This is a genomic window from Streptomyces sp. SAI-135 (assembly GCF_029893805.1).
In the GTDB taxonomy this organism is placed as follows: Bacteria; Actinomycetota; Actinomycetes; order Streptomycetales; family Streptomycetaceae; genus Streptomyces.
In genome coordinates, this window is the sequence record NZ_JARXYP010000001.1 from 46,290 (window position 1) to 63,065 (window position 16,776).

General features: G+C 67.3%; 14 protein-coding genes and 5 pseudogenes. 12 read left to right on the forward strand and 7 right to left on the reverse strand.

What is annotated here, in order from left to right; genetic code table 11:
- Positions 1-181: 181 nt before the first annotated feature.
- The gene (locus M2163_RS00240; protein WP_280855085.1) at positions 182-553 is read right to left on the reverse strand and encodes a hypothetical protein; all 372 of its coding nucleotides are present in this window, start codon (positions 551-553) and stop codon (positions 182-184) included.
- Positions 554-582: 29 nt separating this feature from the next.
- On the opposite strand from M2163_RS00240, the pseudogene M2163_RS00245 reads away from it, so the two are divergent.
- From M2163_RS00245 to M2163_RS00280, 8 genes and pseudogenes are all read left to right on the forward strand, one after another.
- A pseudogene (locus M2163_RS00245) lies at positions 583-1,818 on the forward strand (cell division protein FtsK); the annotation flags it as partial.
- Between the two features lie 37 nt (positions 1,819-1,855).
- A complete protein-coding gene (locus M2163_RS00250) occupies positions 1,856-2,605 on the forward strand; it encodes a DUF2637 domain-containing protein (RefSeq protein ID WP_280855084.1) in 750 nt (249 codons plus the stop codon).
- Positions 2,606-2,756: 151 nt separating this feature from the next.
- The gene (locus M2163_RS00255; RefSeq protein ID WP_280855083.1) at positions 2,757-4,202 is read left to right on the forward strand and encodes a replication initiator; all 1,446 of its coding nucleotides are present in this window, start codon (positions 2,757-2,759) and stop codon (positions 4,200-4,202) included.
- The gene (locus M2163_RS00260) at positions 4,202-4,432 is read left to right on the forward strand and encodes a helix-turn-helix domain-containing protein (protein ID WP_280855082.1); all 231 of its coding nucleotides are present in this window, start codon (positions 4,202-4,204) and stop codon (positions 4,430-4,432) included. The genes M2163_RS00255 and M2163_RS00260 overlap by 1 nt, the downstream gene beginning before the upstream one ends.
- A pseudogene (locus tag M2163_RS00265) lies at positions 4,432-4,689 on the forward strand (site-specific integrase); the annotation flags it as partial. The gene M2163_RS00260 and the pseudogene M2163_RS00265, both read left to right, overlap by 1 nt.
- Before the next feature lie 638 nt (positions 4,690-5,327).
- The gene (locus M2163_RS00270) at positions 5,328-6,134 is read left to right on the forward strand and encodes a hypothetical protein (RefSeq protein ID WP_280855081.1); all 807 of its coding nucleotides are present in this window, start codon (positions 5,328-5,330) and stop codon (positions 6,132-6,134) included.
- Positions 6,118-6,558 (forward strand): hypothetical protein, encoded by a 441-nt coding sequence (locus tag M2163_RS00275; RefSeq protein ID WP_280855080.1) that lies wholly within the window; start codon positions 6,118-6,120, stop codon positions 6,556-6,558. The genes M2163_RS00270 and M2163_RS00275 overlap by 17 nt, the downstream gene beginning before the upstream one ends.
- A gap of 39 nt (positions 6,559-6,597) precedes the next feature.
- Positions 6,598-6,837 carry a Ku protein gene (locus tag M2163_RS00280; protein ID WP_348541023.1) on the forward strand — a complete coding sequence of 80 codons (240 nt, stop codon included), beginning with the start codon at positions 6,598-6,600 and terminating at the stop codon, positions 6,835-6,837.
- A 664-nt stretch (positions 6,838-7,501) separates the two neighbouring features.
- Here the strand turns inward: M2163_RS00280 and M2163_RS00285 are convergent.
- The 4 genes and pseudogenes from M2163_RS00285 to M2163_RS00305 form a co-directional block, all read right to left on the reverse strand.
- Complete coding sequence (locus tag M2163_RS00285; RefSeq protein ID WP_280855079.1) at positions 7,502-8,500, reverse strand: IS110 family transposase; 999 nt, start codon at positions 8,498-8,500, stop codon at positions 7,502-7,504.
- Between the two features lie 280 nt (positions 8,501-8,780).
- Positions 8,781-9,604 (reverse strand): IS5 family transposase gene (locus tag M2163_RS00290; RefSeq protein ID WP_280893127.1). Its coding sequence is split into 2 segments (ribosomal slippage): positions 8,781-9,244 and positions 9,244-9,604, totalling 825 coding nucleotides; the frame shifts between segments, so codons are not numbered across the junction.
- A 975-nt stretch (positions 9,605-10,579) separates the two neighbouring features.
- Complete coding sequence (locus M2163_RS00300) at positions 10,580-10,840, reverse strand: DUF6420 family protein (protein ID WP_280855078.1); 261 nt, start codon at positions 10,838-10,840, stop codon at positions 10,580-10,582.
- A 16-nt stretch (positions 10,841-10,856) separates the two neighbouring features.
- Positions 10,857-10,970: pseudogene (locus M2163_RS00305) on the reverse strand (IS5/IS1182 family transposase); the annotation flags it as partial.
- A gap of 499 nt (positions 10,971-11,469) precedes the next feature.
- On the opposite strand from M2163_RS00305, the gene M2163_RS00310 reads away from it, so the two are divergent.
- From M2163_RS00310 to M2163_RS00320, 3 genes are all read left to right on the forward strand, one after another.
- Positions 11,470-12,276, forward strand: coding sequence for an alpha/beta hydrolase (locus tag M2163_RS00310; RefSeq protein WP_280855077.1), 807 nt, complete (start codon positions 11,470-11,472; stop codon positions 12,274-12,276).
- A gap of 87 nt (positions 12,277-12,363) precedes the next feature.
- Positions 12,364-13,119, forward strand: coding sequence for an MBL fold metallo-hydrolase (locus M2163_RS00315; protein ID WP_280892842.1), 756 nt, complete (start codon positions 12,364-12,366; stop codon positions 13,117-13,119).
- Positions 13,120-13,586: 467 nt separating this feature from the next.
- A complete protein-coding gene (locus M2163_RS00320; RefSeq protein WP_280855075.1) occupies positions 13,587-14,024 on the forward strand; it encodes a MarR family winged helix-turn-helix transcriptional regulator in 438 nt (145 codons plus the stop codon).
- A gap of 37 nt (positions 14,025-14,061) precedes the next feature.
- Here M2163_RS00320 and M2163_RS00325 read toward each other — a convergent pair whose 3' ends face one another.
- Complete coding sequence (locus tag M2163_RS00325; protein WP_280892843.1) at positions 14,062-14,886, reverse strand: IS5 family transposase; 825 nt, start codon at positions 14,884-14,886, stop codon at positions 14,062-14,064.
- A gap of 491 nt (positions 14,887-15,377) precedes the next feature.
- On the opposite strand from M2163_RS00325, the pseudogene M2163_RS00330 reads away from it, so the two are divergent.
- Positions 15,378-16,158 (forward strand): annotated as a pseudogene (locus M2163_RS00330) (IS5 family transposase); the annotation flags it as partial.
- 105 nt (positions 16,159-16,263) lie between these two features.
- Here the strand turns inward: M2163_RS00330 and M2163_RS00335 are convergent.
- A pseudogene (locus tag M2163_RS00335) lies at positions 16,264-16,488 on the reverse strand (transcriptional regulator); the annotation flags it as partial.
- Positions 16,489-16,776 lie beyond the last annotated feature (288 nt).

The window sequence follows — 16,776 nt, forward strand, 5'->3', positions numbered from 1 at the left end:
CTCGCTTGCCTGCCACCGCGCGCCGAGTGGCCGGTGGGCGTCGCCAGCGGGGCGGCAGACAGGAGCGGGCGGCGGCCACCGGCCGCCGGCGCGCGGCGGCCCGCGCAAGCGGGACGCCCTTCTTGATCAAGCAAAGAAACTCTGAACAGCTCACCGTCTGGTCGATCTGTCAGACTGTCGATCAGGGGCGCTGCTGCCGGCGCTTCTTCGACTCGGCCAGTGCGGCCTCCAGCTTCTCGCTCGGCGACACGTCCGGATCGGTGTCGTCGTGGAGGGGTGGCAGGAACAGGCCGCGGCGGCTCTTCTCGCGTTTGATCTTCCGGCGCTCGTTGAAGACTCGCTGGTGTTCCTCGCGGATCGTGACCCATCGCTGGTCCAGCTCGGCTTCCCGTTCCAGCAACTCGTCATCGCTGAGGTCGGCGAACTCGGCGGCAGCCGCGCGGGCCTCGCGGGCGATCTCGTCTCGCAGTAGGTAGTTCGTGATCGGCCCGTGGTGCTTGCCTGGCTCCGGGGTCTGGCGTACGAAGACGCCGCGCCCCTTGACCGCGTACACGAGTCCGGCCTGCTTGAGATACCGGTAGGCGGCTCGCTCGGATGGCCGGGCTGGCAGTCACCGACAAGACGCCGGGCCTGCTCGCGCAGATCACCGCGCAGAAGGGCAGCACGCCACCGCCGCGCGTGCTGACTCCCCGGATCAAGGTGAAGTCGGACCGGTTCGGCGTGATCGTCCGGGCGCGCACGCTGCCGCAGGTCGGGCTGGAGGAGTACCAGAAGGCGGCACGCTTCCTGGCCGACGCCTGGCGCTGCACGCGTGTGTCCGTGCTGCCGGACGGGCCTGGCAAGGTGGTGATCCGGGGCGTGCGCTCCGACCCGTTGACCACGCCGACTGAGCACCGGCCCACCGGCCGCCCTCCCACAGACCTGACGCGCTGGGAGCTGGGTGTGGACGAGTACGTCGCCCCGGTGTGCGTGTCCCTGGCCAACGTGCCCGGGGTGACCGTGGCCGACGTCCCCGGCGCGGGCAAGACCTCGGGGATCAACAAGTTCGTCTGCGACTTCGCCCCGTCGGCTGCCGTACAGATCGCGACTGCGGACGGGAAGGTGTCGCGGGCCTCGGAGGGCGATTACGCGGACCTGGTCAAGCGGATGTTCACGTTCTGTGGTGACGACCTGGACGAAGCGAATGCGCTGTTCAAGCGGCTGGTGGAGCTGCGTCGGCAGCGGTCCTCGGTGATCCGTGACGTGCTGGGCGTGAAGAACATGTGGCACGTCGGCCCCTCGCCGCAGTGGCCGCTCACGGTCCTGATCATCGACGAGGCACACACGTTCTTCCGCGAGTACAAGGGCAGCGACGCCGAGACGAGACGTTTGGCCGCGCTGACGGCGGAGAACACCCGCCTGGTGGAGGACCTGGTCAAGAAGGGTCGCAGCGTCGGGATCCTGGTGATCCTGATCAGCCAGAAGACCACCGGCGACGCGATTCCGACCTTCATCCGCGACGTGTGCCCGATCGGGCTGTCCGCGCAGAAGACCGTGGAAGCCGCGGTGGCCGCACTCGGTGACGACATCCGCAACTGGCCCGACGCCAGCCCGGTCACCTTGCAGGACCCCGCCTACGTCGGCGTCGCGGTGATGGCGATGCAGGGCCGCCCCGGCTACACCCGCATCCGCACCCCCTACGTCTCCGACGCCGACGCCGCCCGCATCGCCGAGGACACCTCGCACCTGACCGCCGACCCCGCCTTCCTCCTGGACGCCCTCCTCGACACCGCTGGCCGTACGGCACCCGACGACACCCCTGTTCCGCTCACCAAGTAGCCCGGAACGCCCGCAAATTGGAAAGGAGGTTGAGATCATGACGGAGGAACGGTTCACCCGGCGCACCGTGACCGTGGTCATGGCGGTCATCGCGGCCCTGGCCTTCGTCTTCTCCTTCGGCAACGTCTGGGCGCTCGCCCTGCGCCTCGATGTTCCGCACCCGATCGCGCCGCTGATCGCCCCCATGGTGGACCTGTCCGTCGTCGGGCTCCTGATCGCTCTGCGCTTCCTGGCCCTGCGCGGCGTGTCCAAGGCAGAGTTGCGGGCCGGCACCCGCCTGCTGCACCTGTGCGGACTGCTCACCCTCGCCCTGAACACCGCCGAGCCCCTGCTGACCGGACGCTACGGCCGCGCCTGCCTGGACAGCGTCGCCCCGCTCCTGCTGCTCGGTTGGGGCCACGTCGGCCCCGCCTTCCTCGCCCAGTTCCACGCCCTCCCCACCCAGAACCTGGAGCCCGCACCCACCCCCATCTCCGCGTCGGTGCCCACCGAAGCGCCCGCCCCCGAGCCGATGCCTGCGACGCCCGCCCCGATCGTCGTCGACTCCCCTGCCGAGGAACCACAGCCCGCTCCGACTCCGGCCCCAGCTGCTACTCCGCCCATCACTGTCGCCAAGACGACCCGACCCGCCTCCGGCCCGGCCCTGCCTGCCGCCCTGCTGGACGCGGCCCGACGCATCGCGGATGCCCACCGTGCCGAGCACGGAACTTCGATCACAGCTGCCCATCTGGGAACGCGCATGGGCGTTGCCCTTCCGGTGGCCACCGCCGCGCTCGCTCAGCTCTGAGCCCCCGCGCCCACGCCACCCGCATCACCCCTCCCTGAACCCACGCTCGCCCATGGGCCTGATTCGTCATGCCCCCAGCAGCACCAACACGCCTTCCTGCCTGGCTGGTTGCTGCTCGGGGCCACCACCCGACAGAAGGGACACGCCCCGAATGGTCACCCTGGACCTGCGCCACGTGGCAAGCCCCGCCGTGCGGGACCTGCTCCGCCTCGTTAACCACCCCGACTTCGACCGCGCACAGCAGCAGATCGAACACCTCGGCGGCTGCACCGAACCCGTCCGCCTGACCGGCCGCACTGCCACCGTCGACACCACGACCGGTGAGGTGCTGCGCTCCTACACCACGTCCGAGGAGCCCAAGGGCAGCCTGCTCACCGCGTGCGGCAACCGCCGCGCCTCCCGCTGCCCGGCCTGCTCCCGCCTCTACGCCGCCGACACCTACCACCTCATCCGCGTCGGCCTCTCCGGCGGCAAGACCGTCCCCGACACCGTCCGCACCCACCCACGGGTCTTCGTCACCCTCACCCCGCCATCCTTCGGCCCCGTCCACAACCGCCCCACCACGCCCGGCGGCGACATCCGGCCCTGTCGCTGCCGCAAGCTCCACGAGCCCACGGACCCCCTGCTGGGGACGCCGCTGAACCCCGCGACGTACGACTACGCGGGCGCGGTCCTCTTCAACGCCCACGCCGGAGCCTTGTGGGCCCGCTTCGCCACCCACCTGCGCCGCGAGATCGCCGCCCGGCTCGGCATGACGCAGAAGGCTGCCCGCGGGGTTCTGCGTGTGTCCTTCGCGAAGGTCGCCGAGTACCAGCAGCGCGGCCTGGTCCACTTCCACGCCGTCATCCGGCTCGACGGCCCGGACGGCACCAGCCAGCCCCCGCCGCCGTATGCCACCGTCGCCGTGCTCACCGACGCCGTACGTGCCGCCGCGGCACGGGTCCGCATCACGGTCAATTCAGACGCGGTCGGGGAACGCCAACTCGCCTGGGGCGAACAACTCGACGTACGCGAGATCGCGGCCTTCGGCACTGACGCCGAACTCAGCGATCAGGCGGTGGCCGCCTATGTAGCGAAGTACGCCACCAAGTCCGCCGACGCCTCCGGCACCCTCGACCGCGCCCTGTTCTGCCGTCCCTGCCAGGGTCGCGGCGCCACCCTCCTGCCCCACGGCACCCCGCTCCCCTGCACCGCCTGCGACGGCACCGGACAGGCCCGGCCCCTGCCCCGCCTCGCCGTCGCCCGGCACGTGCGGCAGATGATCCGCACCTGCTGGGAACTCGGCAAGCTGCCCGAGTTCGCCCACCTCAAGCTCTGGAAGTGGGCGCACATGCTCGGCTTCCGGGGCCACTTCTCCACCAAGTCCCGCCGCTACTCCACCACCCTCGGCGCGCTGCGCGCCGCCCGCCGCGCCTGGCGCACCGAACAGGTCCGCGCCCACGCCGGCCTGCCCGAGCCCAACCCGGAAACCACTCTCGTCGTCGGGCACTGGGCCTACCTCGGCACCGGCTACAGCCCCGGCGCCGCACTCCTCGCCGCCGCCGTCTGGCACCGCCGGGAACTGGAACGGCAGTTTGCGGCAGAAGGGGGCTGCTGATGACCTCGCCCCCGTCCATCGTCCTCCATGCGGAGGCGGGCCCAGCGCCGGCGCTGCTGCTGACGGTTCCCCAGGTCATGGCCCGCCTCCAGCTCGGCCGCTCCGCCGTCTACGACCTGCTCCGAAGCGGCCAGCTCGCCTCGATCACCCTCGGCCGCGCCCGGCGCATCCCCGCCCACGCCCTCACCGACTTCATCCGCACTCGCCTCGAACAGGAAGCCGCCGCCTGATGACCACTCCGCGCCCCGCCCCATCTCGCCGCGCCCGCTCCCGCGCCAACGGCGACGGAACCGTCTACCAGCGCAAGGACGGACGCTGGGAAGCCGCCGGGTACGTCCTCGCGCCCGGCAACACCCGAAAGCGCGTGCGCGTCTACGGCACGACCCGCAAGGAAGCGCTGACCAAGCTCACCGAGAAGATCGCCGCCAGCAACCTTGGTCTGCCCGTGGCGACGGCCGACAGCACCGTCAGCGCGTACCTGACATACTGCGTACGGCGCTTGTGCGTAGGTGGAGCTGGGGCTGTTGGCGCTGTCGTAGATATCGACGTAGGACTCATACGCCAGGCCTCGGCTGTTGTAGCGGGTGTCGGTCAGCACGCGGCCGCCGTGCACGGCCGGTTCGCTCAGGCGCCGAAAGTCGTCGGCGTAGAGCTTGACCTCACCTGCCTGCTGGAGGGTCAGGAAGGCGGAGACGAGTTCGACGTTGACGTGCCGGTCATCGAAGATCCAGAAATCCTCCACCGGGGGGATCGCGCTGCGGTCGGTGTCGCGGGGGATGATGCCAATGCTGACTGAGGCCAGGACGGTCGCCTCCAGCAGACGGCTGAGCTGCTCCACCATGAGGGCGGCCGGTCCCACTCGCCTGTACAGGACGATCTCTTCCAGCACTTGGCGAACTGTCTGCCACCCTCGGCGGTCAGGAACTTCTGTTTTCCCGTCCGGGTCTCCAGGGCGGCATCGACGTCATCGGGAAGTCCGCGCCGCTGGCGGATATTTGTAGGACGGCTCGCGTGTAGGCCTCCGTCTGCAGTGGGCCGGGAACGAGGTTTTCCGCCAGTACGACACGGAAACTGGCCGCTTCAACCGGCCCGACCCCGCAGCCCCCGAACCGCAGCAGCCCTTACGTGTCGGCGTACGCCTACGCCAACAACACGCCCACGCTGTACACCGACCCGAGCGGCCTGACGCCCGTTGCGGGCGACGACGGCAAGGTCGACAGTCTCGGCGAGGGGCTGAAGATCTTTGGTAATGGCTTCCTTCAGGGCCTCAAGGCTCCCTTCGAGTTCATGGGAGACGCCAAGGACGCTCTGACCGGAACGAACGGCGACGTTAGAGCCTTCGTCGACAGGTACCTTCCCGTCCGCCCCGCTTACCGTCTCTACCGAGCCGAGTACCTGCTCCGCCAGCAGGGCTGCGACGCCCTCGCGGACCTGTACGCCGACGCGGCGGACGAACTCACCCAGCAGATCGCGGTCACCGGAGTCGGCGGCCTTACCGGGTGGCGCAGGAACGCGGTGGAGCCCGAGACGTCCGTCCTGGGGTCCGAGGGACTGCCTAAGAGCTCCACAGGCGGCGGATTGTTCTTCCACGGTTCCGACGTGAAGTCATTGGTCGACATCCTCAACAAGGGACTGGACGCATCCGCAGCAACCGCAGGCCACACCGACGGGCCGGGTGGGTTCTTCCTCGCCACCCACTACCTCGACGCGGAGTTCTTCGCTCTCCGAAGCGCAGGACAGAGCGGAGTCATCAAGGTCAAAATCACGGACACGGCGATGAGCAAGCTCGAGGAAGCCGGAGCCGTGACCCGTAAGATCCCAGAGTCACCGAAGTCACCGAAGTTCCAAGGGTACGAATTTCACATTCCCCCATCGGCCTTCGGCCTCTTCAACCGACTCAGGCAGGAGGGCGGCATTGAAATATCACCCTGACGATATCGCCCCTCTGGACACGATGGCCCACCTACAGAAGAACGAGAGTCAGTTCTTCCGCTCAGGTAACTACGACGCCATCGAGCTAGCGGGCATGATCGCCACAGAAGCTCTGACCCTGGGCGCGCAGAAGGTCCATATCCAGTCCTCTGGAGAGTGGCTGACCGTAGTCGCCGACAATGACTGGCTAAAGCGTTACGGGGACGAGGCGTTCCACGCGATCACCCCGTTCCCGGAGGCCGGAGTCAACGGCATGCTGGCAGAGGTTCTAGCCCTCGCCTTCTCGGCAGGTGTGGCAACCGCCACGACTGCCGAGGTCACAATACTCAAAGGGGAAGGTTCTCCTCTCGCCCATCCGCTCGACCAAGGTATGGCCAGGGCTGTCGCCATAAGGCGCCAACGCGGACTCCAGCCTCTCGGATAAGTGCCAAGGCCGCATGAACCGCGACTGGTTCGTGCGGCCGTGCACCCTCGTAGTGCGCAACACGACTCGGAAGACCGCGAGATCGCCCAGTCAGAGATCGGCAAGAGTTACGAGTACGCCAGGGACCAGGACCAAGTCGTGCCGATCTCGGATGCTGATCTGCGGGACCTGCCGCTGCCCACGGCAAAGGCGATCGAGATCAAGGCCTTCGTGCCGCTAGAGTTCATTGACCCGATCCAGATCGGCGACAGCTACTACCTCGCCCCGAGGGCCAAGTAGCGGCGAAGCCCTACAAGGTTTTGGTGCAGGCGCTCAGCAACCTGTGGCTTCGCCGATCTCCGTCACTGTCTGGAGCCCGCGGCCTGCGCTCCATACGGCCCTCCGTGCAGCCTCCAACCAGCGCCACCGTGCGCGCATTCACCCCGCTGACCTGGGCCCTCGCACGCACGTGCGCTATCGTCCATGACCCGGCAGCATCCAGCTCCAGCAGCCGCGCGACCAGCACCGGCCTAGACACCCTCAGCCCCGCCGTGATCTCACCCCACGGGCGATCAGCAGCGCTGTCGGCGATGCGTCGGTAAAGCGGTGTAACGGCCACCTGCCCAGGAACCGGGCCTCATAGCCGGGGCCCGGTGAGCAGTCGAACCTACGCCTCCAAACCACCGGACCCCAGCCACCCCGACACAGCCCACCTCGCCGCGATGCTCTGGCGATTCCCCGTGCGGCTGCCGGCTGTATCCCGCTGGTCGAGGCGACGAGACGTGGCCCCACGGCATCACCCTCTTACCGCGGGTGCGGGAAGCAGGGTCAGTCGCGGCGGTCACTGCCGTTGTGGTGTCGGTGTCCCCCGAGGCTGCTATGTCGTGTCAAGCCGCGAGTTCCTCGACGTTGCCGAGTCGGCTCCGTTTGGCGCGCTCAAGGATCTTGAAGATCTGGCGGCAGATCACCCGCTTGAGGCATCGCTGCGCGTCACGGGAGGTCTTCCCTCGGTGATCTTGCGTGCGACGTACGTCTTTGTAGAGGGATCCAGTCGCATCCGGATCAGGGTGATCGTGTGCATGGCCCGGTTGAGCTGTCGGTCGCCGCTGCGATTGAGAGGGTGTCGGTTGGTCAGCCCGGACGAGGCAGGGATCGGCGAAACACCGGCGAAGGAGGCGAAGGCGGCTTCCGAGCGGAATCGTCTCTGGTGAGACCAGCTGACCAAGATCTGGGCGGCGGTGATCGGTCCGACTCCGAGCAAGCCGAGAAGCTCGGGTGCCTGCTGCTGCACCAGGGCGAGGATCTCGTTCTCGAGTTCCTTGGCCTCGGCCTGCAGAGCCTGGATGCGCTGGGCCGTGGACCGCATGGCTCGCACCGTCATCCGGTGCTCGAGGTCCTGGGCCGGGCAGTCGCGAAACTGAGCGCAGTAGGCGATCTGGGCCGGGCGCTTGAGCTTCCCCAGCTCGGCGCGGAGTTCGTCCGGCGCAGAGACGATCAGGGCCTTGAGCTGGTTGATCGCGGCGGTGGAAGCGAGGACCGCGCCGTGGCGGGTGGCAAGCAGCACCCTCAGTGCCTCGCGTTCGCCACGGCGGCGAGGCCGGAGCAGGTGCTCGGTGGCCAGGGCCTCCTTGGCGGCCCGGATGGCGTCGAGCAAGTCGGTCTTGCGGCCCCCGCGGTTGGCCGCTCGTTTTGGGCGGCAGACCTCGACGACCTGCTCGCCGGCCTGGTCCAGGAAGACCGCGAGGCCAGCGCCGTAGCTGCCGATGCCTTCCAGGGCCCAGCAGCGGCGGCCGGGAACCTGCTGGCGGGCGAAGTCCAGCAGGCGCCGGTAACCGCGGGCGTTGGCCGGGGAGTCGGTACTGGCCAGGACGGCGCCGATGGGGCTGACGGCGGCGGCGGCGAGGGTGTCGCGGTGGGTGTCGACGCCGATGACGCCGTCGACGTGTTCTGCGAGCATGGTCATGCGGTTGTTCTCCTCCGGGCGGACGACCGTGACGGCGTCGGCCTGGGTGGAGTCACCACGTGGCGGAACTGCGATGAGTCACGCCGGAAGGCGGACAAGCTGCTGATCAAGCCAACGGGTGGGCCGTGCCGACGCCCGCGCCCGGACAACATCTCGGGAGCGGCAGTCCCTGACGGGACGCCAGTTATCTGCCCTGTCATGCCGGATCACGAGCGCCGAGCCTGGCAGCAACCCATGCCGGGCCGCAGAAGAACTCTCACAGCAGCTGCTATAAGAGTTCCTAACGGAATGCGGTTCGCAGGCGGCGCCAGCAGATCAGTGAGCAGGCGAGCTTGAGGAACGCCTCGTGGATGTCGTCGCGGATCTCCCAGCGGATGCGCAGGCGGCCGAACCAGTGCAGCAGCGCGATCGTCTGCTCCACGACCCACCGCTTCGTGCCCAGGCCCGAGCCGTGGTCTGTGCCGCGGCGGGCGATGACGGGCTTGATGCCTTTCGCCCAGACCTGGCGGCGGTAGCAGTCGTGGTCGTACCCACGGTCGGCGTAGATCTCTTTGGGCCGCTGACGGGGCCTGCCGCGTTTGCCGCGGATGGGCGGTATCGCCTCCAGCAGCGGCACGAGCTGGGTGATGTCGTTGCGGTTGCCGCCGGTCAGCGCCACCGCAAGTGGGATGCCGGTGGCATCGCAGATCAGGTGGTGTTTGGAGCCCGACCGGCCGCGGTCGACCGGGCTCCGGCCGGTTTTGGGCCGCCCTTGAGCGCCTGGATGTGGGAACTGTCGATCACCGCCCTCGACATGTCCAGGCGGTCCGCTGCCCGCAGTTCCGCCAGCAGCACCTCGTGCAGCCGCTGCCAGACCCCGGCGTTGTTCCAGTCCCGCAGGCGTCGCCAGCAGGTCATTCCCGAGCCAAAGCCCAGCTCGGCGGGCAGCCACTCCCAGCGGATGCCGGTGTAGAGGACGAACAAGATCCCGCACAGCACAGCGCGGTCATCCAGCGCCTTCCTGCCCGGGTACCGGTGTCGGCGCTGCCGGACCGGTAGCAGCGGCTCGATCCGCGCCCACAACTCATCATCCACCAGCCACGGTTGGGGATCGCGCTTCCTCACACCCAAGCAACCGAGTCACTTCCTCAAAGGTCACGGGTATCCCGCATTCCGTTAGGAGCTCTAAGACGCCGGCCGTCATCGAGCAACGCATGCGCACCGTTGGCGAAGCTCTGCACCTCGGCCCCGCCACCACACCCCCGCCGGACATCGGGCCACGCCTACGTCTGGCGGCGGCCTCGGCGGAAACCCTGCCGTGCAGGATCGCCGGCAGCGGCGGCGCTTCTTGGGGCGGACGGTGCTTGACCACCATGATGCGAGGATCCGCGTCCACAGCACGGCGTACTGTCCCATCGGGAGCGTCCGCGAGCCACACCGTTTCCGGGTACTTGGCAGAGTCGCGGATGGTCTTGGAGACGGCGCCCCGCACCAGCTCCTGCAGACAGTCGATCAAGACGCGAGTGTCGCGGAGGGCTTTGGGATCGCTGCCATCTCGTACTGCCGGGCGGGCCATCACATCCCCCAAACGCCTGCCAGGGTGGCAAGCCTTTCAGGATCCCTGGTAGCCGCACAGCGGGCAATGTGACGGGACTTGTGCACAACTATTTCCAGACAGGAGGGCCCTCCAGAGACCGGGTTCCCTCTGACGGGCGGCGAGCCGCTCGTGGACCGATCTATGTCGCTGGCACTGTCCACGACCCGAAGGTGCACCGAACACCGCTCTCGCGCGTCCTCGACGGATTCAGGCGCTCCACGCGCATTCGTCGGTCTCACCGGAGGTCACCGGGCAACGGAGCCTGAAAGTTCTCATGGCCTTGCTGGACATCCTGGACTGCCCGATGGACGACCTTATCGAGCCGGTTGCCTCGATACATTTTGCTCCCACCGCAAGGCCGCCTCCGGGGCCACTTCTGACGAACACTCATTTCACGATCAAGCCCATGGGGCCACCGGACTCGTGCCGCCGAGGCCAGAGCAGTCGTTCAGAGCCATCGCCCTGTTCTCCTCGCAAGAGAACCTGCGTCGCCCCGCACATGACTAACCCGCCAGCGCTTTGGCCTCCTGCACGAGCTGGTCGGTGGGAGCGAAGTCTCCTAGCTCGACCGCGAGCGCCGCTCGCACGAAGGCGGCGAGCGTGACGCCCGCGGTGATCACCTCGAAGTGGCGCAGCGCATTGTCCTTGTACTCGGGATGGTGATGGCACCCGGCGTGTATGCAGTGGGCTTTGACGGCCAGGGCAAGCCGCTCGAGGGCGCCGTTCTTATCGTCAGTGAGCCCTTCTCGGTAACGGCTCGTCACGGTTGGTGATCTTCGTTCAGGTGGTTCGGCCGCATTCGAGCTGGAGCAGGACGAGGGCAGCGCGGGCGATGCGGGTGATAGCGGCGGGGTCGCGGCTGACCCGGCGCAGAGCCTTGAAGGATGCCCTCATCGGTCTCGGCCCGCTTGCCCCAGCCGGACACCTCTAGCCCCAACAAGGCAGTGATCTCACGGCACTTCCATCACGGTCCGTCGCCCCCGCTTTGGAGCCGTCCGGTGCGTGGCGCCGCCAGTGGTCGCGCGATCACCGCTGATCCCCGCCCGGCGAGCTTTAACAGGGCCTCCGGCGAGGGCGATTCGGGCCGCGACCTGGGGATTCCGTCAGCTTGATCAGCTACGCCACTCGGGGGGACGCCCTTCCAAGGGCGAGACCCGTCGCACCACCGCCCGGGAATCCACCCAACCTCCTCAACCCAGAAGGCGATCTGCAGCACCGCTTCCCACCCTCTAACAACATCCAAAAGATTCTGTAACGCACCCAAATGGACACTCGACACCCTGACGGGCCACACGATTCCTTCACAGAACCCCGGCCAGATCAGGTTGCTTATATAAGTAACCTGATCTAAGGTCCCTTACATAAGCCTCAAGCCTTGGAGAAGAGGGAAGCGATGAGCAAACCGATCGCAGCCGGCAGTCTGCGCCCCACCCGCACCGAAACCGCCACCGTCCACGTGAGTTCCCTCGGCCCGGTGGACGTGACCGTCCAGGACCGCGACCGCACCCGCCCGTACCTGCTGCTCCACGGCGGGGGCGGCCCGGCGACCATGGCAGGATTCGCCGACCTGCTGGCCGAGCGCACTCATTCCCGCGTCTTCCTGCCCACGCACCCCGGCTTCGACGGCACCCCGAGGAACACCGCCCTCACCAGCGTCTCCGACCTCGCGAAGGCTTACATCGCGATGCTGGACACACTCGACGTCAGCGACGTCACCGTGATCGGCAACTCCTTCGGCGGATGGCTGGCCGCGGAGATCGCCCTCCAGGGCAGCCCCCGCGTCAGCGGCGGAGTGATCATCAACGGAATCGGCATCGAGGTCGACGGCAGCCCGATGGCGGACCTCAGGGGCCTGACCCCCGCCGAACTGCACACCCGCTCCTTCCACGACCCGCGCAAGGCACCCACCCCGACACACACCGGCGGCAAGGGACCAGGACCGGACGTCGCCGCGCTCGTCAGCTACACCGGCCTCACCATGTCCGACCCGACACTCGCCAAACGACTCGCCGACATACACATCCCCTTCCATGTCGTGTGGGGAGAAAGCGACCGCATCGTCACCACCGAATACGGCAGGGCCTACGCGGCAGCGCTCCCGATAGCCAAGTTCACGCCGCTGCCCCGCTCGGGCCACATGCCGCAAATCGAGACGCCCGAAGAGTTGCTGGGCACCCTCCTCGACATCGGCAACCGCTGACCGGCAATCACTGATCGGTAATCCGTGATCGCTGATCGGTGATCGGTAACAACCACCCACGCACGCCCCTCAGGCAAGGAGACCCACGTGAAGACCCCACTGAAGGTGACCCGCATCGATCACGCCTGCCAGCTGATCGAGTTCGGTGAGATCCGTGTACTGACCGACCCCTGGTTCACCCAGACCGCGACGTACTACCCGGGCGAACCGACTCATCTGACCGTCGAAGAACTCGGTCGCATCGATGCCGTCGCCATCAGCCATGAGCACTACGACCACTGCGACCTGGACGCCCTCATCGCCGGAGGCTTCGATCTCGACACGCCCCTGATCGGCCCCGGTACCGTGGCATCCATCGCACGGAGCAAGGGCTTTCGTGACGTCCGGGCCATCGAGCCCTGGGAAGAAACCACCGTCAAGGGCCTCTCCGTGACCGCAACGCCAGGCCAGCACGGCGTCCACGAGGTCACCTTCGTCCTCCAGGCCGGCGGACGCACGGTCTTCTTCGGAGGCGACTCCCTCCGCGTACCGGAACTCGACACCCTTCCGGAACGGTTCGGCCACTTCGACCTGGCCCTCCTGCCAATCAACGGCCTGTGCGTCAGGCCGCTCAACCGTCAACAGATGGTCATGAACGCCCAACAGGCCGCAGACCTGACGGCCGTTCTCAAGCCAACACTCGCCGTCCCCCAGCACTACGCCTTCCACAGCGGTCACCTCGGTGACCAGATCATGACCAAGACCGACCGCGACCCCCGCCACTACGCCGACGCAGTCGCCCGCATCGCACCGGAACTCGACGTTCGCATAGTCCTGCCCGGAGTCGAGGTGACAGTTGCGTGAGACGCACGGGCGCAACGGCATGAGTGCAGGTGCGCCCGTACCGCCACACCTGCCATAGAACGGCGACCACTCAAGCCGGGCAAGCGAACGATGACCGATACCAACCGGCCTTCGGCCGATGAACCAGCGGTCGCGTCGCCCACACCCGACCACTCAATGTGCTTGTCAGTCAGCCATATCCGTCAAGGCGGAGACATGCCGACTGCTGCAGGCCACGGGCAGGGAGTCGCGATGGTACCCATCCGAGCGGACGTGGCGTCCGTCATCACTCGGATAGATCACGCCCTGCAGACAGCCGACCTGACGGCGGAGAACTTCGCCGACGCCGGCGCTCGTGATCTCAATGGGTCTCGCGCTTCCTCACCTCGGTCACATCACCCCACTGCCATCGGCGGTGACCGCAGCTCACGGAGGTGCCAAGTCACTGCTCCTCATAGGATGAGGACATATAGCTAAGGATACTGAGATTGAAGGGCATCACCATGACTGCCGTGACATTGCAGGACGTCGGACTGGCGGTCAAACGACTGCAATGGCACCACCATCGCGCGGCGAACATCGGCTTGGGCGAGCTCGGCCTGTCCCTGCCACAGCGGGATGTGCTGAGGCATCTGCACGCCCAACCGGACGCGTCTCTGCATGCGCTCGCGGTGCTGACGTTCCAGACGGACCAGTCGATCGGCACGCTGGCGGGCCGGATGATCGGCCGAGGGCTCATCGAGCGGGTCTCCGCGCCGGGCCGCGCTGTCCGACACCGCCCCACCGAGGAAGGAGAACGGCTACGACTCGAAGGGGCCAAGGTCGTCGAACGCGTCATGCAGCACACCCTCGGCGCACTGACGCCGGACGAACTGGCAACCTTGCACAGACTGCTGCTCAAGGCGGACCCCGGGGACCCGGCATAAGTGAGCGTTTGATTCTGGGTTGTCTGTTTCATTTGGTTTAGCTGTCGCGCCAGTTGGGGGTGGCTTCGTGGGTGAGGCGGCGGGTCATGAGGTTGATGGCGGCGAGCTGAATCATGGCGGCTGATCGGTGGGGGTGGGTTTCGTAGTCGCGGGCCAGGCGTCGGTGGTGCATGAGCCAGCCGAGGGTGCGTTCGATGACCCAGCGGCGTGGTTGGACGGTGAAGCCGCGGACGGCTGGGTCGCGCTGGACTATTTCCAGGTCGATGCCGATTTGGGCGGCGTGTTCGACCGCCTTGGTCTTGTAGCCGTTGTCGGCCCAGGCTTTGGTGATGGTGGGATGGCGTTCGCGGACTCGAGTCAGGAGGTGGGTGCCGGCGGCGGAGTCGTGGACGCTGGCGGCGGTCACGGTGACGGCCAGGAGGAGTCCGAGGGTGTCAGTGACGATGTGCCGTTTGCGCCCGATGATTTTCTTGGCCGGGTCGATGCCTTGGCCGGTCAGGTGGACGGTGGCGGAGGTTTTGATGCTCTGGCTGTCGATCAGGCACGCACTGGGCTCGCTCGAGCGGCCTTCGGCTTGGCGGACTTTGCCGCGTAACAGGCCGGTGAGCTGGTCGAAGATGCCGTCGGCTTCCCAGAGGGCGAAGTAGCCGTAGACGCTTTGGTGGGGCGGGAAGTCGTGGGGTAGGTAGCGCCAGGGAATGCCGGTGCGGTCGACGTAGAGGATGGCGTTCATCAGGGCGCGCAGGTCGTGGGTGGGCTTGCGGATGCCGTTGCGGGCCTGGCGCCAGGCTTCGAGGGTGGGGCGGATGAGTTCCCAGCGGGCGTCGGACAGGTCGCTGGGGTAGGGCCGAGAGGGTTGCATGATGCCTGGGTATGCGGTGGCGGTCGGCCTGAGCAGGGCATGTGCGGGGGTGTCGGTTGCACCGGGGGCGTGCGTTCTCAAGCTCGCGTGAACCGGTAGATTTCTGAATGAGACAGGAGCTCTTGTGTGGAAACCGGCGCATAACTGGCTGACTGATTGCGACAGAAGTGATGTTTCCGGCGAATCGCTTCACTAGGCGCTCGACCCGGCTCCTGAAATACGCCACAAACCATCCATTACCAGAATCAAACGCTCACTAAGAGGGCGTTTTCATCTCTAGTGCGGTTATAACTCCGCTATTGCGCCCGCCGATGTACTGGTGCGGGTGGGGCTGCCGAGACGGTCTTGCTTCCTGAGGCCGATGGTGTGGAGTCTGGGGCACGAGTCGGCTTACGCCTGTCTCATTCCAGGATGCCCGGATCTGTTCCGTGCTTCCACCAGGCAGGATGCACGCCTGGGCGCACGCCCCGGGACGGCGGTACGTCCAGGACATGGCCGACCGACGTGCGTATCCGAGTGATCTGTCCGATGCCGCTGGAAGTTGCTCGAGCCGGTCCTGTCCGCATGGCGCTTCGAACGCCGGCGTCGGGCCCTGGACTTCGGTCGGCCGCCCGAGCATGACCTGCGCGAAATCATGAACGCGATCCTGTACGTGGACCGCACCGGGGTGCAGTGGCGCTCTTTGCCTCACGACTTCCCGAACTGGAACACGGTCTACGGCTACTTCGCCACGTGGCAATCCGACGGCATCTTCGCCCAGCTCAACGGTCTCTTACGGGAGTTGGTGCGTCAGCAGGAGGGCAAACACCGTCATCCCTCTGCCTGCGTGATCGACGCCCAGAGCGTCAAGACCTCCACCTCCGTCCCCGCCAAGACGCAAGGCATCGACGCGGGCAAAAAGATCGTGGGCCGCAAGCGCAGCATCATCACCGACACCCTCGGCCTGCTGCTCGCAGTGCTGGTCACTGCGGCTGGGGTCCAGGACTCCACGGCCGGCCGCACCCTGCTCGAGCAGGCCGCCACCGAGCACCCCACCCTGCGCAAGGTCTGGGTCGACGGCGGCTACCGCAAGCACTTCGTCGAACACGCCGCCACCCTCGGCATCGACCTCGAAATCGTCCAACGCACCCATGGGACCAGGGGATTCACCCCGTCCCGAAACGGTGGGTCGAGCGGACCTACGGGTGGCTCATGCTGCACCGGCGTCTGGCGCGTGACTACGAAACCCATCCGCACCGCTCCGAAGCCATGATCCATCTCGCCATGACCGACCCTCCAAGCGGAAACATCGGCGCGCGGAACGTCCAGGGCCCCACCCAGTTCCTGCAGGAGGGCGTGGATGGCGGGGTCGTCAGTCAGGACGCGGGTGCCGGCCGTCCAGGCGCGCAGGGTGCGGTCGGTGACGGTCAGCCCGGCCGCGCGGGCCGCCGCCAGGGCGTGGGGGGTGCGGGTGAGGTATTGCAGGCGGGCCAGGAGGCCTCGCCGGGCGGTGACGGGAGTGGCGATGTAACCAGCCAGCGCGTCCAGTTGGCGGGCGACGGCTTCGTGGCCCTAGATGCCGCGGGCACCGTACTTGCCGAACTCGATGTTCCGCTCAGGCACTTGCTGGTCCTCCCTTCCGCGCCGTAACAGGGCAACCTACCGGCGTGCGCGGCGTTTGGGGCGCCCGTCCGGCTGGGCACGTCCCCACACGGGAGAGGAAAACCTCATGAGCACCGAACGGGCTGGCGCCAACGCCTGGCTGAAGGAGATCGGCGAGCAGGCGCGCACGTCGACGGCGAAGGTGTTCTCCGTGAGTGTGCCGCTGAACATTCCAGAGCACAGAGAGACCCCGGGCCGCAGGTGCCCGGGGTCTCGTACGGTCTATAGGTTCAGGCCGTACGTTTCTTG

What these genes read in the sequence shown, in the direction of transcription:
- M2163_RS00250 (WP_280855084.1), top strand. Translation starts at nt 1,856, where the DNA reads ATGACGGAGGAACGGTTCACCCGGCGCACCGTGACCGTGGTCATGGCG.
- M2163_RS00255 (WP_280855083.1), top strand. Translation starts at nt 2,757, where the DNA reads ATGGTCACCCTGGACCTGCGCCACGTGGCAAGCCCCGCCGTGCGGGAC.
- M2163_RS00260 (WP_280855082.1), top strand. Translation starts at nt 4,202, where the DNA reads ATGACCTCGCCCCCGTCCATCGTCCTCCATGCGGAGGCGGGCCCAGCG.
- M2163_RS00285 (WP_280855079.1), bottom strand. Translation starts at nt 8,500, where the DNA reads ATGACCATGCTCGCAGAACACGTCGACGGCGTCATCGGCGTCGACACC.
- M2163_RS00310 (WP_280855077.1), top strand. Translation starts at nt 11,470, where the DNA reads ATGAGCAAACCGATCGCAGCCGGCAGTCTGCGCCCCACCCGCACCGAA.
- M2163_RS00325 (WP_280892843.1), bottom strand. Translation starts at nt 14,886, where the DNA reads ATGCAACCCTCTCGGCCCTACCCCAGCGACCTGTCCGACGCCCGCTGG.